This window comes from Caballeronia choica (assembly GCF_001544535.1).
In the GTDB taxonomy this organism is placed as follows: domain Bacteria; phylum Pseudomonadota; class Gammaproteobacteria; order Burkholderiales; family Burkholderiaceae; genus Caballeronia; species Caballeronia choica.
Window position 1 is genome coordinate 1 of sequence record NZ_FCON02000064.1, and the last position, 22,063, is coordinate 22,063.

Consider the following 22,063-nt stretch of genomic DNA (forward strand, 5'->3'; position numbering starts at 1 on the left):
GCATCGCTCCGAAAAGTTAACAGCTCGGCGCAACGTTTACAACCACTTCCCGCACCAAAATTAAAATGCCGTCCAGTACTTAACTGAACGGCATTACCCGTAAAAACGGGGCCTTTTCTTTCAAGCGATCGAACGTAAAACGGAAAGCAAAACCGCTTACTTGCCGCCTACGCTTTGCAGCGTCGTCCACTTGCCGCCGACGACCTTGTACAGCGTGATGCCGCCGTTCTTCAGGTCGCCCTTCTGGTCGTACGCCAGCTTCGACGTCGTCACGCCCGGCATGTCGGTCTTCGCGAGGAACGGCAGGTACTTGGCCGGATCGGTCGAGTTCGCCTTCTTCATCGCATTGAACATCGCCATTGCGCCGTCGTAGGCGTACGGCGAGTACGTCTGCACGTCTTCGTTGAAGCGCTTCTTGTACTTCGCCGCGTAGTCCGCGCCGCCCGGCATCTGGTCCATCGGCAGGCCCGCGAGCGATGCGACGGTGCCGTCGGCTGCGTCGCCGGCGATCTTCACGAACGTGTCGGTCTTGACCATTTCGCCCGCCATCAACGGCGCGCGGAGGCCGAGCGTCTTCATCTGGCGGACCATCGGAGCGGCTTGCGAATCGGCGCCGCCGTAGTACACGAGGTCCGGATTCGACGACTTGATCTTGGTCAGAATCGCCTTGAAGTCGACGGCCTTGTCGTTCGTGTATTCACGATCGACGATCGTGCCGCCTGACGCCTTCGCCGCCTTTTCGAACTGGTCGGCGAGACCCTGGCCGTAGGCCGTGCGGTCATCGACGATCGCGATCTTCTTGACCTTCAGGTTCTTCACCGCGAACTCGCCCGCGACCGAACCTTGCTGCGTGTCCGACGTCATCATGCGGAACGTGGTCTTGTAGCCTTGCGTCGTGTACTCAGGCGCCGTTGCCATCGCGATCTCGGGGATGCCGGCGTTCGCGTAGATGCGCGAGGCGGGAATCGTCGTGCCCGAGTTGAAGTGGCCGAGCATGCCCTTGATGCCGTCGTCCACCAGCTTTTGCGCGACGGTCGTACCCGTGCGCGGGTCGGCCTGGTCGTCGGCTGCGTTCAGCACGATGCGAACCGGCTTGCCGCCGATCACCGGCTTCGTCGCGTTGAAGTCTTCGACGGCGAGCGTGATGCCGTTCTCGAAGTCCTTGCCGTAGTGGGCCTGCGCGCCCGTCATCGGCGCGGCGAAACCCACCTTCACGTCTTCTACCTGCTGCGCAACTGCGGTCCCCGCGAGCGACAGGCCGGCAACCGCCATCGCCGCCGCCAGCTTGTTCATCGTGTACGTCATAGCTTCTCCTCTAGTACCAGTGTGGATGGCAGCCTGTGCCGGGGTCGCCGTGCCCGCTGCCGTTTGCTTGAATCGAGCGCTCGAGGGTTGCTCAACCGATCGTCATCAAATTCGCATTGCCGCCCGCCGCCGCCGTGTTGACGCTCACCGAGCGTTCCGTCAGCAGCCGTTCGAGCGCGTAGTCTTCGCTGCCGTCGTGACTGCCGTCGGCGAACGTGCCCGCCGCTACGCCCTGCACCGATACGATCGGCCCCGGGCGTTTCGCGACTTCCTTCACCAGCGACAGCAGTTCGTCGCTGTCGCCTTCGAACAGCACGGCATCGAACGTGGCCGTTGCATCGCCGGTCTTGCGTGCGCTCGCATGCGCCTTGAGCGATGCCGGCAGCGACGCTACTAGTTGCTCGCCCGCCGCGCCGGAAAACAGCGCCGTGTTGCCGGTGGCGAGCACCGCCGCGAATTGCGCGCGCGCGCCGCTCGCCGTCGATGCCACGCACAGCACCGCGCCGCGTGCGCCAAGCGTGTACGTGTTGCGCTCGCCGGTCGGGCCGGGCAACACAGCGGTCGCGCCTGCGAGCACGTGCTGCAGATAGCCGTCGCAACGCGCCGCCGTCTGCGGATCACGCTCAGCGATCGACCAGTCGCGCAATGCGGTCAACGCGGCCGCCGGCTGGTCCTTCGATTCGGCCTGATCGACCACCAGCGCACTCGCGAGCGACTTCGGCAGGCCGGTCGGACGTTTCGCCAGCAGGCGCTGCAAATAGAGCGCGCCGCCCGCCTTCGGTCCCGTGCCCGACAAGCCTTCGCCGCCGAACGGCTGCACGCCGACCACCGCGCCGATCACGTTCCGGTTCACGTAGATGTTGCCGACGTGAGCGCGGGAAATCACGTGCGCGATGGTTTCATCGATACGCGTATGGATGCCGAGCGTGAGCCCGTAACCCGTCGTCCTGATCTGGTCGAGGAGTTTATCAAGCGACGCGCGACGATAGCGCACCACATGCAGCACCGGACCAAACACTTCGCGCTTCAGTTCGTCGATGGAATCGAGTTCGATCAGCGTCGGCGGCACGAACGTGCCTTGCGTGCAGCCTTCCGGCAGCGGCAATTGCACGACCTTGCGGCCCTTCTCGCGCATCGACGCGACGTGCGCATCGATGCCGCGCCTGGCGTCGGCGTCGATCACCGGGCCGACGTCCGTCGACAGGCGATCGGGATTGCCCACCGTGAGCTGCTTCATCGCGCCGGTCAGCATTTCGAGCGTGCGGTCGGCGACATCGTCCTGCAGACAGAGAACGCGCAACGCGGAACACCGTTGACCGGCCGAATCGAACGACGACTGCATGACGTCCGCAACCACTTGTTCAGCCAGCGCCGACGAATCGACGATCATCGCGTTTTGCCCGCCCGTTTCGGCGATCAGCGGAATCGGCCGGCCGTCCGGGTCGAGGCGCTCGGAGAGCGTCTTGTTGATCAGGCGTGCGACTTCGGTCGAACCGGTGAACATCACGGCGCGCGTGCGCGGATCGGCGACCAGCGCCGCGCCGACCGTCTCGCCGTTGCCCGGCAGCAATTGCACCGCGCCCGACGGCACGCCGGCTTCACGCAGGATGCGCACGGCTTGCGCCGCGATCAGCGGCGTCTGCTCGGCCGGCTTCGCGAGCACCGGATTACCGGCGGCGAGCGCTGCGGCAACCTGGCCCATGAAGATCGCCAGTGGGAAATTCCACGGGCTGATGCACACCACCGGACCCAGCGGACGATGCGTGTCGTTCGAGAATTCGCCGCGAATCTGCGCCGAGTAGTAGCGCAGGAAATCGATCGCTTCGCGGATCTCCGACACCGCGTTCGCCAGCGACTTGCCCGCTTCACGCACGACGAGGCCCATCAGCGTATGCATCTGCGCTTCGAGCAGGTCGGCGGCGCGGGCGAGGCAGTCGGCGCGATCGCCGACGGGCGTCGCCTGCCAGATTGGCGCTGCGGCAACGGCGTGCGCGATCGCGGCGCTCACCTGTTCCGGCGATGCCTCGACCACCGTGCCGACCACGTCGCGCAGATCGGCCGGATTGCGGACGTCGCGCGGCGCGCCGTTGCCGGCGAGCTCAGCCGACCCGTCGCCTTCGAGCATCGGGACCGCGCGCCACGGATTGTTCGCGCTCGCGAGCAACGCCGACGACAGCGACGCCAGCCGATGCTCGTTCGACAGGTCGAAGCCCATCGAATTGAGACGTTCGTTGCCGTACAACTGGCGCGGCAACGGGATCTTCGCGTGTGGCGCGCCGAGCGGCGTGAGCTTCGAGGCTTCGTCGATCGGGTCCTGCACCAGTTCGCTGACGGGAATGGTTTCGTCGGCGATACGGTTGACGAACGACGTGTTCGCGCCGTTTTCGAGCAAGCGCCGCACGAGATACGCGAGCAGCGTCTCATGCGTGCCGACCGGCGCATACACGCGACACGGCCGGTTCAGCTTGTCGCGCCCGGTGACTTCCTCGTAGAGCGGCTCGCCCATGCCGTGCAGGCACTGGAACTCGTACTGGCCGGGATAGTAGTTCTGGCCCGCGAGGTGATAGATCGCCGAGAGCGTGTACGCGTTGTGCGTCGCGAATTGCGGATAGACGGCATCCGGCGCGCCGAGCAGTTTCTTCGCGCAGGCGACGTAGGAAATGTCCGTGTAGATCTTGCGCGTGTAGACCGGATAGCCTTCGAGGCCATCGACTTGCGCGCGCTTGATCTCCGAATCCCAGTAGGCGCCCTTCACGAGCCGGATCATCAAACGATGGCGGCTGCGGCGCGCGAGATCGATGAGATAGTCGATCACGAACGGGCAGCGCTTTTGATAAGCCTGCACCACGAAGCCGATGCCGTTCCAGCCCGCGAGTTCGGGGTCGAAGCAAAGCGCTTCGAGCAGGTCGAGCGAGATTTCCAGACGGTCCGCTTCTTCCGCGTCGATGTTCAGGCCGATGTCGTAGCGGCGTGCAAGCTGCGCGAGCGAACGCACGCGCGGCAGCAGTTCCGTCATCGCGCGTTCCTGCTGCGAGCGCGAATAACGCGGATGCAGCGCCGAAAGCTTGATCGAGATGCCCGGGCCTTCGTAGATGCCGCGCCCGGCCGCCGCCTTGCCGATCGCGTGGATCGCCTGCTCGTACGACGCGTAGTAGCGCTGCGCGTCTTCTTCGGTCGTCGCCGCTTCGCCGAGCATGTCGTAGGAATAGCGGAAGCCGCGCGCCTCGAACTTGCGGCTGTTCGCCAGCGCTTCGGAAATCGTCTCGCCGGTGACGAACTGCTCGCCCATCAGGCGCATCGCCATGTCGACGCCCTTCCTGATTAGCGGCTCGCCGCCGCGTCCGATCAAACGCGTCAACGCCGACGACAGCCCCGTCTCGCTGTTCGTCGTCACGAGCTTGCCGGTGATCATCAGGCCCCAGGTCGCGGCGTTCACGAACAGCGACGGCGCCTGGCCCATGTGCGAGCGCCAGTCGCCCTTGCTGATCTTGTCGCGGATGAGCGCGTCGCGGGTTGCGCGATCGGGGATGCGCAACAGCGCTTCGGCGAGGCACATCAGCGCGACGCCTTCCTGGCTGGAGAGCGAGAACTCGTGGATCAGCCCTTCGACGCCGCCGCCCGTGTGCTTCGCGCGCAACGATTCGACGAGCGTCGTCGCCAGCGCTTGCGCTTCGGTGGCGATGCTCGCGGGCAGGCGCGCCTGGCCGACGAGAAACGGCACGCACTCCGGCTCGGGACGCCGGTAGGCGGCGGTGATCGCCGCGCGCAGCACCGATTGCGGCTGCACGTTCTGCGCGAAATCGAGGAATGGATGCGCGGCGCCGTCTTCGTCGCTTTCGACGGGTGGCACTTCGCCCAGCTCCGCCGTCCCGTTCGCGCCCGACAGCTCGGGCGGCAACTGGCCGTGCTCGATACGCTCCAGATACGCGAAGATCGCCTGCTTGATGAGCCAGTGGGGAGTGCGCTCCAGACGCGTCGCGGCATCTTTCAGCCGGGAGCGCAGCAGATCGTCGACTTTGACACCAAGAGTAGTGCTCGCCATATTTCCTTCGTTTGGCCGCGGGGAATCGGCCGATGACTAAAAAGTTGGCGAATCGTACTCCGTCGCAAAAAAAGGTGCAACCTACTTTTCAAGATGGTTGCACCTCTTTGGGGCCCTTATCCCGCAAGGCTTTGACGGATACGGGCAGTGACCGGAGATGGCGTCGTTCGCCTAGTATTTTCCCTAGTCTCGATATTCTGGGCATTGCCCTAATCAAAACCGGTTTTCCCGCCGATATAACTGCCATGCGCGCCGGGTCGGCAAGCGCGAGAAAACAGCGGTTTCGGGGAGAAACGGATATGAGCACGTGGATGGTTGTCGGCTGCATCTGGGCGATGTGTGCGGTTTGCGCCGTGCTGTTCATTCGCGGTGCGAAGCCCCACATCGACCGCAGCAAGGACGACGCGCATGAGCCGTCGCACGCACCGGCCGATGAAGCGACGCGCGAGAACGTCTGATCGATGAGACGCGCCGCGCGCTTCAGATATCCAGCGGATCGACTTCGACGGCCCAGCGCAACACGCCCTTCAGGCTGCGCAGCGCCGGTTGCCACGCGCGAAGGGCCGTCTGCAGGGCCGCGCGCGACGCGCATTCCAGCAGCAACTGCGCACGGTGCACGTTGAACACCTTGACGACGGTGAGCGGCACGGCGTCATAGACCGTGACCCGATCCGCGCCCGGCAGCGGCGCGAGTGCGGCCGCCGCCTGCTGCAAGAACGCCAGCGCCGCCTCCAGCGTGCGCCCTTCCGCTCGCAACAGCGCCTGATAGACGAACGGCGGCAACTGCGCGTCGCGCCGTTCCGCCAGCGTCGAATTGGCGAAGCCGACGTAGTCGTGCCGCGCGAGCGCGTGATACAGCGCGTGGCGCGGATAACGCGTCTGGATCATCACTTCGCCGGGCAAGCCGGAGCGTCCGGCCCGGCCGCTCACCTGCATCAACTGCGCGAAAAGCCGTTCGCTCGCCCGGAAATCGTGGGAAAAGAGCGCGGTATCGGCGTTCAGCACGCCGACCAGCGTCACGCGCTGGAAATCGTGCCCTTTCGCGATCATCTGCGTGCCGACCAGAATATCCACCTCGCCCGCGTGGACGTCCGAAAACAACGCCTGCGCGCTGCCTTTGCGGCGCGTGCTGTCGGCATCGATGCGCAGCACGCGCGCACCGGGCACCGCGCTCGCGAGGGTCTCCTCGACGCGCTGCGTGCCGCGTCCCATCGGCGCGATGTCGACGTTGCCGCAATCCGGACACGACTTCGGAATCCGCGATTCCCAGCCGCAATGGTGACAACGCAAGGTCCGCTCGGGCTTGTGCAGCACGACATACGCGCTGCAACGCGGACAGCCAGCGACCCAGCCGCAGGCATCGCACGACAGGATCGGCGCGTAGCCACGCCGGTTCAGGAATACGAGGCTCTGCTCGCTCCGTTCGAGGCGCGCTTTCAGCGCCGTGACGAGCGGCCCCGACAAGCCTTCGATCGATGCCCGGCCCCGCCTGCGCTCCTCTTCGAGGTCGATGAGCTTGACGCTCGGCAGCACCGCGTCGGCGACGGCGCGGCGCGACAGCGTCAAGCGCGTGTAGCGGCCCTGGTCGGCCTGCCACCAGCTTTCGAGCGACGGCGTCGCCGAGCCGAGCACGACCGGAATGGCAAGTTGCTTCGCCCGGTAGATCGCGAGATCGCGGGCGGAATAGCGCAGCCCTTCCTGCTGCTTGTAAGCGGGATCGTGCTCCTCGTCGACGACGATCAGCGCCAGCTTCGGCAACGACGCCAGGATCGCGAGCCGCGTACCGAGCACGATCCGCGCGCGGCCGGTATGCGCGGCGAGCCAGTTGCGCACGCGTTCGCCTTCCGCGAGTCCGCTGTGCATCGTGACGATCGCGTTTTCGGGAAGCGCGGCAAAGCGCGTGCGGAACGCGGCCTCGAATTGCGGCGTCAGGTTGATTTCCGGCACCAGCACGAGCGCCTGGGCATCCGGCCGCGCGTTGAGCAAACCGGCGAGCGCGTGCAGATAGACCTCGGTCTTGCCGCTACCCGTCACGCCGTGAAGCAGGAACGGCGCGAAATCCCGCGCGGCGGTGATCGAATCGACGGCTTGCTGCTGCTCCGGCGTGAGATGGGGGAGCAACGCGTCGTCGGTCAGTGCCGGCGGTTGCGCCAGATCCGGCGTCTCGGGACCCGTTTCAAGCGCGACCCAGCCCAGCGACCGCCATTCATCGAGCGTCGCGCTCGCCTTCGGATGCAGCGCGCGGGCCTCGGCGGCGGCGAGCGCCGGTTGCGCCGCGAGTGCATCGGCGAGCCGGCGCAGCGCGCTCGCGCGTGCCGGAAGCGCATCGGGCAGCGCGGCGCGTCCCGCCGGCAGCAACCGGTATCGTTCCTCGGGCGCGAACAGCCGCGCCCAGCGTGACGGATCGCGCAGTGCCTGCGGCAGCGCGGGCAGCGCGACTTCGCCCAACCCCCGCTGGTAATACTCTGCTGCAAATGCGGCGAGCGCGCGCCATTCGTCAGAAAGCGGTGCACACGAATCGCAGATTGCAGCGACTGCGCGCAGTTTGTCGGCCGGGACATCGCTTTGCGATGTGACTTCGCAGATCAGGCCCACCACGTCGCGGCGTCCGAACGGCACGCGCACGAGTAACCCCGGCGCCGGGACGGGCGCGAGTTCGTATCGATAGTCGAAGAGCGTCGGCAGCGGATGATCGAGTGCCACACGGACAAAAACTGCATTCATCCGCTGCGCCGCCCGCATCGACCAGCAGCACGGCACCTCGACGACAGCACAAGGCTTTCCGCGGCGCACTTAAAGTGAATCATCACAATCGGCGCTAAGTTCAGGATTATTTTTGAGATTTCGCGGCTTTCCACAGGCCTGTGGATAACTTTGTTGAGAACTCTAGTTGACAGTTCGAAAAAGAGGCACGCCCGGTCTCTTCGCACGCTCGCCCACATTTCGGGTACATGGCTAAATTTTTGTTTTAATTCAAGCACTTGGCCGACACATAGCCGGCCTTTATTGGGACTTTTTCGCCATACGTCTGATGGCGCGCCGCAACGTAAAAAATGTGCATAAGTCAAGCCTTGACAATCCCGGAATAGCTGAGCGGTGGGCGTTCGAGGCGCGCTCGGACGGCTACGTCCAAACCGTCGCGCCGGCCAGTTGTGCTGCGTCGCAGCACGCAAGCGGCTTATGCGTTGCCCTTCGCGCGGATCGCGCGGCTATGCCGATGCACTTCGTCGACCAGTTCGGCGACGTGCTCCGGTTGCGTGAACTGCGAGATGCCGTGGCCGAGGTTGAAAACATGCCCGGGGAAGTTGCCGTAGCTGTCGAGCACGGCGCGCGCTTCCATCCGGATCGCCGATGGCGGCGCAAACAGCACGCTCGGGTCGATATTGCCCTGCAAGGCCACGCGATCCCCGACTTTCGCCCGCGCCGCACCGAGGTTGACGGTCCAGTCGAGGCCGACCGCGTCGACACCGATCGACGCGATCTGTTCCAGCCACAATCCGCCGCCCTTCGTGAACGTGATGACGGGTACGCGAGCGCCGTCGTGCTCGCGCTTCAGCCCGGCGACTACCTTCGCGATGTAGTCGAGCGAGAAACGCTGGTAGGCGCCGTCGGCGAGCGCGCCGCCCCAGGTGTCGAAAATCATCACCGCTTGCGCGCCCGCTTCGATCTGCGCGTTCAGATATGCGATCACCGCTTGCGCGTTGATGTCGAGAATGCGGTGCATCAGGTCCGGCCGCGAGTAAGCCATCGACTTGACCGTGCGATGATCGTCCGAGCCGCCGCCTTCGACCATGTAGCACGCGAGCGTCCACGGACTGCCGGAAAAACCGATCAGCGGCACTTTCTGACGACCTTCGCCGTCGGTGAGCGCGCGGCGGATCTGCGTGACGGCGTCGGTGACATAGCGCAGCGTCGCGTCGATGTCCGGCACCGCCAGCCGCGCGACGTCCGCTTCGGTACGCACCGTGCGCTCGAAACGCGGACCTTCACCCTGCACGAAATTCAGGCCGAGCCCCATCGCGTCGGGGATGGTCAGGATGTCGGAAAACAGGATGGCGGCGTCGAGCGGAAAGCGCTCGAGCGGTTGCAGCGTGACTTCGGTCGCGTAATCGGGATTCTTCGCGAGGCCCAGGAAGCTTCCCGCGCGAGTGCGCGTGGCGTTGTACTCGGGCAGGTATCGGCCCGCCTGACGCATCAGCCAGATCGGCGTGTAGTCGGTGGGCTGACGCAGGAGCGCGCGCAGGAAGGTGTCGTTGAGAAGGGTATGGGCCACGTCGCTCGGTGCTGAAGGCAAAGGATCATTCTACCGGAGCGGCATCGGCTTTTTACGCGCGACGCAGCGCGAGAACCGGGCGCACGTGCCTTCGGGAACGCGTGCATTGTTCAAATGCGGCGAGGCTCGCTATGATCGACGGCCGTACCCATCGAACAAGAAAATTCATGAGAACCCTTATCGCCAGTCTCGCCGCGATCGCGGCAATTTCCTCGGCCAACGGCGCTCAGGCGCAGACGGTTCAGGCCGGCACCGTTTCGGGCGCGGCCGCTGCTCCGACGCCGTCGCGCCTCGACGAGGTGCTCGCGCGCCATACGCTGCGCGTCTGCACGACGGGCGATTACAAGCCGTACAGCTTCCTCAAGCCGGACGGACAATTCGAAGGCATCGACATCGATCTCGCCGGCAGTCTCGCCAAATCGCTCGGCGTGAAGGCGGAATACGTGAAAACGTCGTGGTCGAACCTGATGAACGACTTCGTCGCGAAGTGCGACGTCGCGGTCGGCGGTGTGTCGACCACGCTGGATCGCCAGAAGCGCGCGTTCTTCACGGAGCCGTACATGGTCGACGGCAAGACGCCGATCGTGCGCTGCGACGACGTCGACAAGTATCAGACCGTCGCGCAGATCGACCAGCCGAACGTGCGGACGATCGTGAACCCGGGCGGCACCAACGAGCGCTTCGCGAAGCAATACTTCACGCACGCGCAACTGATCGAATACCCGGACAACGTGACGATCTTCAAGCAGATTCTCGACGGCCATGCCGACGTGATGGTCACCGACGCCTCCGAAACGCTGCTCCAGCAGAAGCTCAATCCGGGCCTGTGCTCGGTGCACCCGGACAGGCCGTTCCAGTTCGGCGAAAAGGCGTATCTCGTGCCGCGCGGCGACGTGACGTTCCAGCAATACGTCGACCAATGGTTGCACCTGGCGCGATCGACCGGCGAGTTCCAGGCGGTCGTCGACAAGTGGCTGAAGTGAGGTTCGCCGTGCCGGGCTAGCGCAGCATTTCGCCGACGCGCACCGCCGCGCGCTTCATCCACGCGGCTGCCGCCGGCGAGTGCGCCTGGATCCGGCCAAAGCCGTGGGTCATGTCGTGCGCGTCGATCAGTTCGACGCGGCCGCCGTTGCTTTCCAGAAAGCGCGCGAGTTCGAAGGCGTCGTCGTAGAGCGGATCGTGCGCGGCCGCGACGATCAGCGCGGGCGACGGCGTCCGCTCATACGGTTCGGCGAGCGGAAACGCGCGGATGTCGTCGGCTGCGGGTCCGGCGCCCGAGAGGAAATGGCTCCAGTACCACTTCATTTCGTCGTTCGTCAGGCCGGGGCCGGCCGCGTTGGCGATACAGCTCGCGCTTTCGAACTGCCGGCGCATCACCGGATAGAGCAGCAGTTGCGCGCTGACGAGACCCGCAACGCGTTCATTGGCGCCGCGCGCGGCGACCGCCGCGAGATGCGCGCCCGCGCTGTCGCCGCCGACTGCGAGCCGGCCCGTCGCGAAGCCCAGCCGCGACCGATGCTCGGCGAACCACAGCAGCGCATCGAGCGCGTCTTCGCACGGCGCCGGAAACGGATGCTCGGGCGCAAGCCGGTAGTCGACGCTCGCGACGGCACAATTCGCATCGATGGCAAGACGCTCGGCGAGTGCGTCATGCGTGTCGAGATCGCCGACGACCCATCCGCCGCCGTGGAAGTACACGAGCAAGGGCAGCGCCCCGTTCGTTCCTTTCGATGCCACCGGACGATAAATCCGCGCGCCGAGTTCGCGCCCTTTTAGCGGTGCCGTCGTCTCCGTGACGATCACGTCCGACCCGCGCGGCCGTGCAAACGCTTGCGCCATATCGTGGAAACGCTGACGGACGGCCTGTGCGTCGGCGTCGGCGGGAAGGGGTGGAAACGCCTCCGCTGATGCGCGGTAATAGCTCAGAAGGTCTGCGTCGATGGTCACTTTTATCTCCGGAAAATTTTGCGCCGTGGTCGATTTATTCCCTTCCCTCGCAAAATGCTTTTCGATTTCATTGGGAACAGGCGTTCTATTTTCCCGAAAATCTAGAGTATTTTCACTAGGCGTTAAAGCAGCGATCGGCGGATTAGTCCCAATCGGTCGATAATAAACACCGCGTGCCAAACAATTTATCTTCAAAAATACGATAAAAGCCGCTCGGAAATTTCTCGCTTACCCCAAGCGACGCTCGTTACAACCTGAAACACTTTGTTACGGCGACTCGGGATCAATTCGCCCACAATCTGTTCAAACGGTTTCAACACGGATGTGTTGGGTGCGGTGTGTAAGCAGATACCACGCGCCTGATAGTCGGCACTAGCCGAAACCCTTATCTGGGACATCTTTGCTGGGGTCGTTCTTCGGTGCGCACGCGTATCGAAGTTGTTCCCACCTTTGGTCTCCTCGCGCTAACCCCGTAGCGTGTGGTTTTTAGCGGGCTCCAGGCCCGCTTTTTTTTCGCCCGGACAAACGTTTGCGCGATCTGAGAAACAGATCGCATAATCGTTTCTTCGATAGAAACAAACGGGAGAACCTGCTGCGTTCTCCCGTGTCGTCCCGTGTCGCGGCACTCAATTCACGCCGTTTTCGCTTCCGACACCTTCAATTCCTCGATCATCCGCGCGCGCATGACGAACTTCTGCGCCTTGCCGGTAACCGTCATCGGCAATTCGTCGACGAAACGGATATAGCGGGGGATTTTGTAATGCGCGATCTGCCCCTGGCAGAATTCGCGGATTTCCTCGGCAGAAGCCTGCTCGCCCGGCCGCAGCACGATCCACGCGCACACTTCCTCGCCGTACTTCTGGTCGGGTACGCCGAACACCTGCACCGACTGCACCTTCGGATGCCGGAACAGGAATTCCTCGATTTCGCGCGGATAGACGTTCTCGCCGCCGCGAATCAGCATGTCCTTCAGGCGGCCGACAATGTTGCAATGCCCTTCGGCGTCGATGGTTGCGAGGTCGCCGGTATGCATCCAGCCGTCGACGATCGACTCGCGGGTCTTTTCCTCATCGTCCCAGTAGCCCTTCATCACGGAGTAGCCGCGCGTACACAATTCGCCCGTCTCGCCGACCGGCACCACCTCGCCGAGCGGATCGATGACCTTCACTTCGAGATGCGGTTGAATGCGGCCGACCGTCGTGGTGCGCTTGTCGAGCGGGTCCGTGGTCGCGCTCTGGAACGACACCGGGCTGGTTTCCGTCATCCCGTAGGCGATCGTGATTTCCCGCAGATTCATCGTCGACACGACGCGCTTCATCGTCTCGATCGGGCACGGCGAGCCGGCCATGATGCCCGTGCGCAACCGGCTCAGATCGTACTTCGCGAAGTCGGGGTGGTCGAGTTCGGCGATGAACATCGTCGGCACGCCGTGCAGCGCCGTGCAGCGCTCTTCGTGGACAGCGGCGAGCGTCGCGGCGGGATCGAAGGCTTCGCCGGGGAAGACCATCGCGCAGCCCGTCGAGACGCACGCGAGCACCGCCAGCACCATGCCGAAGCAGTGATAGAGCGGCACCGGGATGCAAAGCGAGTCGTTCTCGCTCAGGCGCATCGCCATCGCGATGTAGCGCGCGTTGTTCACGACGTTGTGATGCGTGAGGGTCGCGCCTTTCGGATTGCCGGTCGTGCCGCTCGTGAACTGAATGTTGATCGCGTCGCGAGCGTCGAGCGTGGCTTCGAGCGCGTCGAGTTTTGCCGTGTCCCCTGTGTCCAATTGCTCGCGACCGCGCGCCATGACATCGCCGAAGTTGAGCATGCCGGGCGTTTTCGCGTCGCCCATGCGGATCAGCGTGCGCAGCTCCGGGAGCCGCGCTGCGTGGAGTGCGTTCGGCTCGGCATCCGCAAGTTCGGGCGCGAGCGTCTGCAGCATCTCCAGATATTTCGAGGTCTTGAACTGCTCCGCCGCGATCAGCGCCTTGCAGCCGACCTTGTTCAACGCATATTCGAGTTCGGCCAGCCGATAAGCCGGATTGATGTTGACGAGCACAGCGCCGATCCGCGCGGTGGCGAACTGCGTCAGCAACCATTCGGACCGGTTCGGCGACCAGATGCCGACGCGATCGCCGGCCTCCACACCCAGCGCGAGCAGCCCGCTCGCGAGAACGTCGACTTCATCGGCGAACTCTCGCCACGTCCAGCGGACATTCTGCTCGCGAAACGTGACCGCGGGACGGTCCGGAAACTGGGCGACCGTGCCGAGAAAAAAGCGCGAGATGGTGGCGTCGCTCAAGGGAATGTCGGTCGAGCCGCGGACGTAGGAAATACCGTCGCGTGGTTCGATTTGAGCGCCGGCTTGCGTCGGTTGAATTGCCATCGATGTCTCCGCCATGGAATTTCCGCCCGGATTGCAGGCGATTTGGAAGCCTATTCTGCACGGTAAGAGTAAGCGGCGGCATTGGTGTTACCCGCAACGGCTTTAGATGCTTGAAGCCCGACGCGCATTAAATCAGGGCTTCGGGCGCGCATCGCGACGGGCCGCATATCGGTTACGCAGATTTGCGCGGGTGTTTCGAATGCCCAAATAAAAAAGCAGCCCGGAGGCTGCTTTCTTATTTATGCCGTTGACGCCGACAGTCAGTGCTGCGCGCGAAGCTTCCGCAAACGCTGGATCGCCGCGATTTGAGCCGTCGCATAAGCCAGTTCCGCTTGCGCGGTGGCGTATTCGAGGTTCGAATCCGTGTTTTGCAGCGCCTCTTCTGCACGCTTCTTCGCTTGCTCGGCTTTCGCTTCGTCGAGATCCGCGCCGCGGATCGCCGTATCGGCGAGCACGGTCACGACGCCCGGCTGGATTTCAAGAATCCCGCCTGCGACGAACACGAACTCTTCCGAGCCGTCTTCCGTCTCGATGCGCACCGCGCCCGGACGAATGCGCGTGATGAGCGGCGTGTGGCCCGGCAGAATGCCGAGTTCACCCGCTTCGCCTGGCAGCGCGACGAACTTCGCCTGGCCCGAGAAGATCTGCTCTTCCGCGCTGACGACGTCTACTTTGATGGTTGCCATATCGACTCCTGTCGTCCCATGCAAGGCTGGGTGAGCGTAGTTCGAGGACGCCGGCACGCGCCAGCGTCCGTTTCATTACACCCGACCGTTACTGAATCTTCTTGGCCTTTTCGAAGGCTTCGTCGATCGTGCCGACCATGTAGAACGCCTGCTCCGGCAGATGATCGCACTCGCCTTCGACGATCATCTTGAAGCCGCGGATCGTTTCCTTCAGCGGCACGTACTTGCCCGGCGAGCCCGTGAACACTTCAGCGACGTGGAACGGCTGCGACAGGAAACGCTGGATGCGGCGAGCGCGCGCCACCGACAGCTTGTCTTCCGGCGACAGTTCGTCCATGCCCAGAATCGCGATGATGTCGCGCAATTCCTTGTAGCGCTGCAGCGTCTGCTGCACGCCGCGCGTGATGTTGTAATGCTCTTCGCCGATCACGTGCGGGTCGATCTGACGCGAGGTCGAATCGAGCGGGTCCACGGCTGGGTAAATGCCCAGCGAAGCGATGTCACGCGACAGCACGACGGTTGCGTCCAGGTGGCCGAAGGTCGTAGCCGGCGACGGGTCGGTCAAGTCATCGGCAGGAACGTACACGGCCTGCACCGACGTGATCGAGCCGGTCTTGGTCGACGTGATGCGCTCTTGCAGCTTGCCCATTTCTTCAGCCAGCGTCGGCTGATAGCCCACTGCCGACGGCATACGGCCGAGCAGTGCCGACACTTCCGTGCCCGCCAGCGTGAAACGGTAGATGTTGTCGACGAAGAACAGCACGTCGAGGCCTTCGTCGCGGAAGTGCTCGGCCATCGTAAGGCCGGTCAGCGCCACGCGCAGACGGTTACCCGGCGGCTCGTTCATCTGGCCGTACACGAGCGCGACCTTGTCGAGAACGTTCGAGTCCTTCATTTCGTGATAGAAGTCGTTCCCTTCGCGGGTACGCTCGCCAACACCGGCGAACACGGAGTAACCGCCGTGTTCCTTCGCGATGTTGTTGATCAGTTCCATCATGTTCACGGTCTTGCCGACGCCGGCGCCACCGAAGAGACCCACCTTGCCGCCCTTTGCAAACGGGCAGATCAGGTCGATAACCTTGATGCCGGTTTCGAGCAGTTCCGTCGACGGCGACAGCTCGTCGAACTTCGGCGCCTTCTGGTGAATGCCGCGCGTCACATCCGAGTTGATCGGACCGGCTTCGTCGATCGGACGGCCGAGCACGTCCATGATCCGGCCGAGCGTCGGCTTGCCGACCGGCACGCTGATCGGCTTGCCCGTGTTCTTCACGATCGTGCCGCGACGCAGCCCGTCCGAAGCACCCAGGCAAATCGTGCGGACCACGCCGTCGCCCAGCTGTTGCTGGACTTCCAGCGTCAGTTCCGAGCCTTCCAGAACGAGTGCATCGTAGATGCCCGGCATAGCCGAGCGCGGGAATTCCACGTCGATCACCGCGCCGATGCACTGTACGATCTTGCCTTCTACCAAAGCAGTAGTACTCATCGCATTTCCTTTAGATACTGTTTGATTCAGCTCACGCGGTCATCAGACCGCAGCGGCGCCGCTGACGATTTCCGAGAGTTCCTTCGTAATCGCGGCCTGCCGGCTCTTGTTGTAGACGAGCTGCAATTCGCCGATCACGGTCTTCGCATTGTCCGACGCAGCCTTCATCGCGACCATCCGGGCCGATTGCTCCGATGCCATGTTCTCCGCGACCGCCTGGTAGACGAGCGCTTCCACATAACGCACGAGCAGTTCATCGACGACGGTCTGCGCATCCGGTTCGTAGATGTAATCCCATGAGGTCTTCGGCGTGACGGAACCTGCTTCGTCGGCGCGATCCTTGAAGTCTTCCGCTGTCAGCGGCAGCAACTGCTCGATCACCGCTTCCTGCTTCATCGTGTTGACGAAGCGCGTGTACGCCAGGTACACCGCGTTGATCTTGCCTTCCGAATACAGGTCGAGCTGCACCTTCACCGCGCCGATCAGCTTTTCCAGATGCGGCGTGTCGCCGAGATGCGTGACTTCCGACACGACCTTCGCGCGCAGACGATTCAGGAAGCCGAGACCCTTGCCGCCGATCGCCGATGCTTCGATCGTCGTGCCTTGCTGCTCCAGTTCCTTGAACTTCAGAACCGATGCACGCAGGATGTTCGTGTTCATGCCGCCGCACAGACCCTTGTCGGTCGTGACGAGGATGATGCCGGCCACTTTCGCGCCGTCGTTCTTCACCATGAACGGATGGCGGTACTCGGGCGTGGCTGCGCTCATGTGCGCCGCGATGTCGCGAACCTTGTCCGCGTACGGACGCGCGGCGCGCATGCGTTCCTGCGCGCGGCGCATCTTCGACGCGGCGACCATCTCCATCGCTTTCGTGATCTTGCGCGTGTTCTGAACGCTCTTGATCTTGCCGCGAATTTCCTTCATTCCAGCCATTGCTTACTCCTTTGTCGGTCCGAGTTGGCGCTTTAGCGGTTACTCGGAGCCCATGCAAAGCTATCGAAGTGGCGCGGGGTGCTTCTTGCCTGCGTGCCCTGAGGCTCGAAGCGGCCCGCGCCGCTCCAAAGTCCCGATCAATCTTGAGATCAGTAAGCGCCCGACTTCTTGAAGTCCTTCAGCGCGGCATGCAAGGCGCCTTCGTCGTCCTTCGACAAGTCTTTGTTGTCTTCGATGCGCTTGACCATGTCGGCGTGGCTCGACTTCAGGTATTCGCGCAGGCCCTTTTCGAACGGCAGCACCTGGTTGACTTCGAGGTCGTCGAGATAACCGTTGTTCGCCGCGAACAGCGCCACAGCCAGTTCCCACACCTGCAGCGGCTGATATTGCGGCTGCTTGAGCAGTTCCGTCACGCGGCGGCCGCGCTCGAGCTGCTTGCGGGTGGCTTCGTCGAGGTCCGATGCGAACTGCGCGAATGCGGCCAGTTCACGATACTGCGCCAAGTCGGTACGAATACCGCCCGACAGCTTCTTCACGACCTTCGTCTGCGCCGCACCACCGACGCGCGACACCGACACGCCCGCGTTGATGGCGGGGCGGATACCGGCGTTGAACAGGTCGGTTTCAAGGAAGATCTGGCCGTCGGTAATCGAGATCACGTTCGTCGGAACGAACGCGGTCACGTCGCCGGCTTGCGTTTCGATGACCGGCAATGCCGTCAGCGAACCACTCTTGCCCTTCACTTCACCATTGGTGAACTTCTCGACGTAGTCTTCCGACACGCGAGCCGCACGTTCCAGCAGACGCGAGTGGAGATAGAACACGTCGCCCGGATACGCTTCACGACCCGGCGGACGGCGCAGCAGCAGCGAAATCTGACGATACGCCCAGGCTTGCTTGGTCAAGTCGTCGAACACGATCAGCGCATCTTGCCCGCGATCGCGGAAGTATTCGCCCATCGAGCAGCCGGCGTACGGCGAGAGGTATTGCATCGCAGCCGATTCGGAAGCCGAAGCCGCGACGACGATCGTGTATTCCAACGCGCCGGTTTCTTCGAGCTTGCGCACCACGTTCACGATCGACGAAGCCTTCTGGCCGATAGCGACGTAAATACAGAAGAGGTTCTTGCCCTTCTGGTTGATGATCGTGTCGATCGCGACGGCGGTCTTGCCGCACTGGCGGTCGCCGATGATCAGCTCGCGCTGGCCACGGCCGATCGGCACCATCGCGTCGATCGACTTCAGGCCGGTCTGGACCGGCTCGGAAACCGACTTGCGCCAGATCACGCCCGGCGCAATCTTTTCGACTGCGTCGGTCATCTTTGCGTTGATCGGGCCCTTGCCGTCAATCGGGTTGCCGAGCGCATCGACCACGCGGCCGAGCAGTTCGGGGCCCACCGGCACTTCGAGAATGCGGCCCGTCGTCTTGACGATGTCGCCTTCCGAAATGTGTTCGTACTCACCCAGAATCACGGCGCCGACCGAATCGCGCTCGAGGTTCAGCGCGAGGCCGAACGTGTTGCCCGGGAATTCGAGCATTTCGCCCTGCATCACGTCCGACAGGCCGTGAATACGCACGATACCGTCGGTCACGGAGATCACGGTGCCCTGGTTGCGAACGTCCGCGCTCGCTTCAAGGCCCTGGATCCGGCTCTTGATCAGCTCGCTGATCTCAGAGGGATTGAGTTGCATTATTCGCTCCTGATAGTCAATTCTGTTGCGTGCCAGCTTCTAGCGCGTCAGGCGGTCAGAGCCGTCTGCATGCTGGCGAGGCGCGCGCGGACCGAGGTATCGAGCACTTCGTCGCCGACCGTCACGCGCACGCCGCCGATCAGCGACGGGTCGATTTCGACGGTGGCTTTCAGCTTGCGCTGGAACTTGCGTTCGAGACTTGCGACGAGGTCGTTCAACTGTTCGCCTTCGAGCGGAAACGCGCTGACGATCAGCGCGTCGGCCGCGCCTTCGCGAGCGTTTTTCAGCACGTCGAACTGCGTGGCGATTTCGGGCATCAGCGGCAGGCGATGGTTATCGACCAGCATGTGCACGAAGTTCTTCGCCTGGGCGTCGTCCTTGAGCGGCGACTTCACCGCGATGAGCAGCAGATCGCTGACTTGTTCGCGGCTCACCTTCGGGCTCGTGGCGACCGACAGCAGTTCGGGCAGACGCGCAACCTGAGCCAGCTCCTCGACGAAGTTGGACCAGGCCCCGAGATCACCGGCTTCGGCCACGCGGAACAGCGCTTCTGCGTAAGGACGGGCGATGGTTGCAAGTTCGGCCATGATCAGAGCTCGGTTTTGAGTTGATTCAGCAGATCGGAGTGCGCCTTCTGGTCGACTTCGCGCTTCAGGATTTGCTCGGCGCCCTTCACAGCCAGAGCAGCGACTTCGGCGCGCAGTGCTTCGCGGGCCTTCACGACTTGCTGGTCCGCGTCGGCCTTCGCTTGCGCAATGATGCGCGCAGCTTCGGCTTGTGCGTTAGCCTTGATTTCGTCGGCGACAGCGACCGCGCGCTTTTCAGCGTCGGCAACACGTTGCTGGCCGTCGGTGCGGGCTTGTGCGAGCTCCTGGTCGACGCGCTTGTGCGCGGCTTCGAGTTCCGACTTGCCCTTTTCGGCGGCTGCCAGTCCGTCGGCGATCTTTTTTGCGCGTTCGTCGAGGGCGTTGATCAACGGCGGCCACACGAACTTCATCGTGAACCACGCGAGGATCAGAAACACGACCATTTGCGCAAACAGGGTTGCGTTGAGATTCACGGTGTTTCCTTAAACGTTGCTTTTTCGGGAGAGTGAAACGGTAAGGCGCTCATCGACTGGAACATCGATTAAGCGCCCTCGCTCGTTCCGTCCTGCGTCGTCACGATGGTTGTTCAGACGCACACTTCCGAGGAACCTCAGCCTGCGAGCTTCGAGAGCAGCGGGTTCGCGAACGCAAACAGCATTGCCACACCAACGCCAATCAGGAACGCCGCGTCGATCAGACCAGCCAAGAGGAACATCTTGGTTTGCAGCGGGTTCATCAGTTCCGGCTGACGGGCGCACGCTTCAATGTACTTGCCGCCCATCAGACCAATACCGATACAGGCGCCGATTGCACCCAGGCCGATGATGATGCCGATACCGATGGCGGTCAGACCCTGGATGTTGGCGATGAAAGCTTGCATGATCACTCCTTTGAATTAAAGACTTTGGAACTGGATTTATAAAAGACGAAAACGTGAAACCTGAAACGATTCTGGAACTACTTAAAGCGCATTAATGGGTGTCATGTGCCTGGCCGATGTACACCAGCGTCAGCATCATGAAAATGAACGCTTGCAGCAGAACGATCAGAATGTGGAAGATCGCCCAGACCGTACCCGCGACCACATGGCCGAGAAAGCCAAGTACAGAGGCATCCGCGCCGAAAGTCCACATGCTGCCGAGCAACGCGATCAGCAGGAACAACAGTTCGCCGGCGTACATGTTGCCGAACAGCCGCATGCCGAGCGAAACCGTCTTGGCGACGAACTCGATGATGTTCAGTGCAAGGTTCGGGATCCAGAGGAGCGGATGCGCGCCGAACGGAGCGGACAGCAGCTCGTGTGCAAAGCCGCCCGCGCCCTTGATCTTGACGTTGTAGAAGATCATCAGCGCGAAGACGCCGAGCGCGATGCCGAGCGTGCCGTTCAGGTCGGCCGTCGGCACGATGCGATGATGAGGAATGGCTTCCGACAGACCGAGCCAGCCGATCACGCGGCCCGGCAGGTCGACGGGGATGAAGTCGAGCGAATTCATCAGGAAGACCCAGACGAATACGGTCAGCGCGAGCGGGGCGATGAAACGGCGGTTGCCGTGAATCATCGACTTCGATTGATCCTCGACCATCTCGACCAGCATCTCGATTGCGCCCTGGAAGCGGCCCGGAACACCGGACGTCGCCTTGCGGGCGGCAATGCCGAGGATCAGGATCGTGGCCAGGCCGCAGACGATCGACCAGAACAGCGTATCGAGATTCCACACGTGGATGTCGAAGATCGACGTCTGCGCGTGAGTGGAGAGATTCTGCAAGTGGTGCGCAATGTACTCGGACGGATCCAGAGCGCGCGTTCCTTCGCTAGCTGCCATATCGTTAAAGCCACCCAAATTGTCAAAAATCTTTCCGCCGCCCGCTGATTCCTCGAGCCGCCGCGTTAGCTTTGCGACTCGCAGGGCACGGGCCCGCGTGCAGGACATGGAATCCGCACGTATGTATTTGCTTTGATACTGTCTGCTCTACAGCCAGCGCGCTCATGTGACCACTGCGTCGACACAGCGTCAGCAGGGGTCAGCGCCACACCATCGCGATCCAGTACGTCTTCAGCGCAATCAGATAGGTGACCAGCAGCGGCACCCACAGCGCACCCTTGTACCAGTACGCGATCGCGACGAACATAGCAACCGTCGCACCCATCTTCAGCGCCTCGCCGATCATCCAGCTCATGATGGTCTCGGCGCCGCTCTTCGCTTTCAGGCGTGCCGCGAACAATGCGCTCGGCACCCAGCAGATCGCTCCTCCCAGAAAGGCGGACAGCGCGGCATCACGCGGTGGACTGTAGAACAGCCACCAGACCAGCGTCGCACCCAGGGACAAAACCATTTGCGCCGCCACGACCTTGTACGGCGTGACACGCGATGGACGACTCACTTCGGGACCAAACAGCGTTTCCGCCTGAGCCCGCGTGAGCGGAACGATATTCTTATCTTGTGCTTCTGCGTCCCACGAATCGTCGAATCGACCGTGCGGTTCATGGCCGGATGCGTCCGGCGTGTTGACCTGGGAGTGCGAGCGGCGCCCGTCTGGTTCGCCTTGCGGCGCTCGATTCTGCTCTCGCACCGTCATCACGCTATCTGCCCAAAGTGCCGGTTATCACCGTCCATCACCCGCGCGCTTACGTCGCGCTTTCGGGGTCGCCAAGCTGATAAATCCGGGGGATTGTAAGCGATTGTTGTCACAGATTCAATAGTTTAGGTGCGTCAAAAAACAACCAGACACGGCCCAAAATTGAGG

At 63.0% G+C, this 22,063-nt stretch carries 17 protein-coding genes; 2 read left to right on the forward strand and 15 right to left on the reverse strand.

Going from position 1 to position 22,063, the window contains the following annotated elements; all coding sequences use genetic code 11:
• Nucleotides 1–156: 156 nt before the first annotated feature.
• Nucleotides 157–1,305 carry a branched-chain amino acid ABC transporter substrate-binding protein gene (locus AWB68_RS24690; RefSeq protein WP_087646976.1) on the reverse strand — a complete coding sequence of 383 codons (1,149 nt, stop codon included), beginning with the start codon at nt 1,303–1,305 and terminating at the stop codon, nt 157–159.
• A gap of 91 nt (nt 1,306–1,396) precedes the next feature.
• Complete coding sequence (gene putA / locus AWB68_RS24695; RefSeq protein ID WP_087646977.1) at nt 1,397–5,347, reverse strand: trifunctional transcriptional regulator/proline dehydrogenase/L-glutamate gamma-semialdehyde dehydrogenase; 3,951 nt, start codon at nt 5,345–5,347, stop codon at nt 1,397–1,399.
• 299 nt (nt 5,348–5,646) lie between these two features.
• Here putA and AWB68_RS48330 point away from each other — a divergent pair, with 299 nt between their 5' ends.
• On the forward strand, nt 5,647–5,805 hold the full coding sequence (locus AWB68_RS48330; RefSeq protein ID WP_160110058.1) for a hypothetical protein: 159 nt from the start codon (nt 5,647–5,649) through the stop codon (nt 5,803–5,805).
• 22 nt (nt 5,806–5,827) lie between these two features.
• Here the strand turns inward: AWB68_RS48330 and AWB68_RS24700 are convergent, their stop codons facing one another.
• Both AWB68_RS24700 and hemE read right to left on the reverse strand, forming a co-directional pair.
• Nucleotides 5,828–8,071 (reverse strand): primosomal protein N', encoded by a 2,244-nt coding sequence (locus AWB68_RS24700; protein WP_087647005.1) that lies wholly within the window; start codon nt 8,069–8,071, stop codon nt 5,828–5,830.
• Nucleotides 8,072–8,525: 454 nt separating this feature from the next.
• Nucleotides 8,526–9,620, reverse strand: a complete 1,095-nt coding sequence (gene hemE, locus AWB68_RS24705) for a uroporphyrinogen decarboxylase (protein WP_087646978.1) — start codon at nt 9,618–9,620, stop codon at nt 8,526–8,528.
• 167 nt (nt 9,621–9,787) lie between these two features.
• Between hemE and AWB68_RS24710 the strand changes: the two genes are divergently transcribed.
• Entirely contained in the window at nt 9,788–10,603 is an 816-nt protein-coding gene (locus AWB68_RS24710) for a transporter substrate-binding domain-containing protein (RefSeq protein WP_087646979.1), read from the forward strand.
• Nucleotides 10,604–10,619: 16 nt separating this feature from the next.
• Here AWB68_RS24710 and AWB68_RS24715 read toward each other — a convergent pair whose 3' ends face one another.
• From AWB68_RS24715 to AWB68_RS24765, 11 genes are all read right to left on the reverse strand, one after another.
• Nucleotides 10,620–11,567, reverse strand: coding sequence for an alpha/beta hydrolase (locus tag AWB68_RS24715; RefSeq protein WP_087646980.1), 948 nt, complete (start codon nt 11,565–11,567; stop codon nt 10,620–10,622).
• A 631-nt stretch (nt 11,568–12,198) separates the two neighbouring features.
• Nucleotides 12,199–13,938, reverse strand: a complete 1,740-nt coding sequence (locus AWB68_RS24720; protein ID WP_087647006.1) for an AMP-binding protein — start codon at nt 13,936–13,938, stop codon at nt 12,199–12,201.
• Nucleotides 13,939–14,198: 260 nt separating this feature from the next.
• Nucleotides 14,199–14,624 carry a F0F1 ATP synthase subunit epsilon gene (locus tag AWB68_RS24725; protein ID WP_087646981.1) on the reverse strand — a complete coding sequence of 142 codons (426 nt, stop codon included), beginning with the start codon at nt 14,622–14,624 and terminating at the stop codon, nt 14,199–14,201.
• An 88-nt stretch (nt 14,625–14,712) separates the two neighbouring features.
• Entirely contained in the window at nt 14,713–16,107 is a 1,395-nt protein-coding gene (gene atpD / locus AWB68_RS24730; RefSeq protein ID WP_087646982.1) for a F0F1 ATP synthase subunit beta, read from the reverse strand.
• A gap of 42 nt (nt 16,108–16,149) precedes the next feature.
• Entirely contained in the window at nt 16,150–17,040 is an 891-nt protein-coding gene (gene atpG, locus AWB68_RS24735; RefSeq protein ID WP_087646983.1) for a F0F1 ATP synthase subunit gamma, read from the reverse strand.
• A gap of 149 nt (nt 17,041–17,189) precedes the next feature.
• Nucleotides 17,190–18,731, reverse strand: coding sequence for a F0F1 ATP synthase subunit alpha (gene atpA, locus AWB68_RS24740; RefSeq protein WP_087646984.1), 1,542 nt, complete (start codon nt 18,729–18,731; stop codon nt 17,190–17,192).
• 47 nt (nt 18,732–18,778) lie between these two features.
• Nucleotides 18,779–19,318: a F0F1 ATP synthase subunit delta gene (locus tag AWB68_RS24745; protein ID WP_087646985.1), complete on the reverse strand. Its 540-nt coding sequence runs from the start codon at nt 19,316–19,318 to the stop codon at nt 18,779–18,781.
• Nucleotides 19,319–19,320: 2 nt separating this feature from the next.
• Nucleotides 19,321–19,791: a F0F1 ATP synthase subunit B gene (locus AWB68_RS24750; protein ID WP_087646986.1), complete on the reverse strand. Its 471-nt coding sequence runs from the start codon at nt 19,789–19,791 to the stop codon at nt 19,321–19,323.
• Between the two features lie 137 nt (nt 19,792–19,928).
• On the reverse strand, nt 19,929–20,198 hold the full coding sequence (gene atpE, locus AWB68_RS24755) for a F0F1 ATP synthase subunit C (RefSeq protein WP_007180033.1): 270 nt from the start codon (nt 20,196–20,198) through the stop codon (nt 19,929–19,931).
• 91 nt (nt 20,199–20,289) lie between these two features.
• On the reverse strand, nt 20,290–21,141 hold the full coding sequence (gene atpB, locus AWB68_RS24760) for a F0F1 ATP synthase subunit A (protein ID WP_087646987.1): 852 nt from the start codon (nt 21,139–21,141) through the stop codon (nt 20,290–20,292).
• 199 nt (nt 21,142–21,340) lie between these two features.
• A complete protein-coding gene (locus tag AWB68_RS24765) occupies nt 21,341–21,895 on the reverse strand; it encodes an ATP synthase subunit I (protein ID WP_087646988.1) in 555 nt (184 codons plus the stop codon).
• Nucleotides 21,896–22,063 lie beyond the last annotated feature (168 nt).

Bases quoted from the DNA above. Each gene is read 5' to 3' on its own strand.
- atpD (WP_087646982.1), bottom strand. From the start codon at position 16,107: ATGAGTACTACTGCTTTGGTAGAAGGCAAGATCGTACAGTGCATCGGC.
- AWB68_RS24710 (WP_087646979.1), top strand. From the start codon at position 9,788: ATGAGAACCCTTATCGCCAGTCTCGCCGCGATCGCGGCAATTTCCTCG.
- putA (WP_087646977.1), bottom strand. From the start codon at position 5,347: ATGGCGAGCACTACTCTTGGTGTCAAAGTCGACGATCTGCTGCGCTCC.
- AWB68_RS24765 (WP_087646988.1), bottom strand. From the start codon at position 21,895: ATGACGGTGCGAGAGCAGAATCGAGCGCCGCAAGGCGAACCAGACGGG.
- AWB68_RS48330 (WP_160110058.1), top strand. From the start codon at position 5,647: ATGAGCACGTGGATGGTTGTCGGCTGCATCTGGGCGATGTGTGCGGTT.
- AWB68_RS24690 (WP_087646976.1), bottom strand. From the start codon at position 1,305: ATGACGTACACGATGAACAAGCTGGCGGCGGCGATGGCGGTTGCCGGC.
- atpG (WP_087646983.1), bottom strand. From the start codon at position 17,040: ATGGCTGGAATGAAGGAAATTCGCGGCAAGATCAAGAGCGTTCAGAAC.
- AWB68_RS24745 (WP_087646985.1), bottom strand. From the start codon at position 19,318: ATGGCCGAACTTGCAACCATCGCCCGTCCTTACGCAGAAGCGCTGTTC.
- AWB68_RS24720 (WP_087647006.1), bottom strand. From the start codon at position 13,938: ATGGCAATTCAACCGACGCAAGCCGGCGCTCAAATCGAACCACGCGAC.
- atpB (WP_087646987.1), bottom strand. From the start codon at position 21,141: ATGGCAGCTAGCGAAGGAACGCGCGCTCTGGATCCGTCCGAGTACATT.
- AWB68_RS24700 (WP_087647005.1), bottom strand. From the start codon at position 8,071: ATGAATGCAGTTTTTGTCCGTGTGGCACTCGATCATCCGCTGCCGACG.
- atpA (WP_087646984.1), bottom strand. From the start codon at position 18,731: ATGCAACTCAATCCCTCTGAGATCAGCGAGCTGATCAAGAGCCGGATC.
- AWB68_RS24725 (WP_087646981.1), bottom strand. From the start codon at position 14,624: ATGGCAACCATCAAAGTAGACGTCGTCAGCGCGGAAGAGCAGATCTTC.
- atpE (WP_007180033.1), bottom strand. From the start codon at position 20,198: ATGCAAGCTTTCATCGCCAACATCCAGGGTCTGACCGCCATCGGTATC.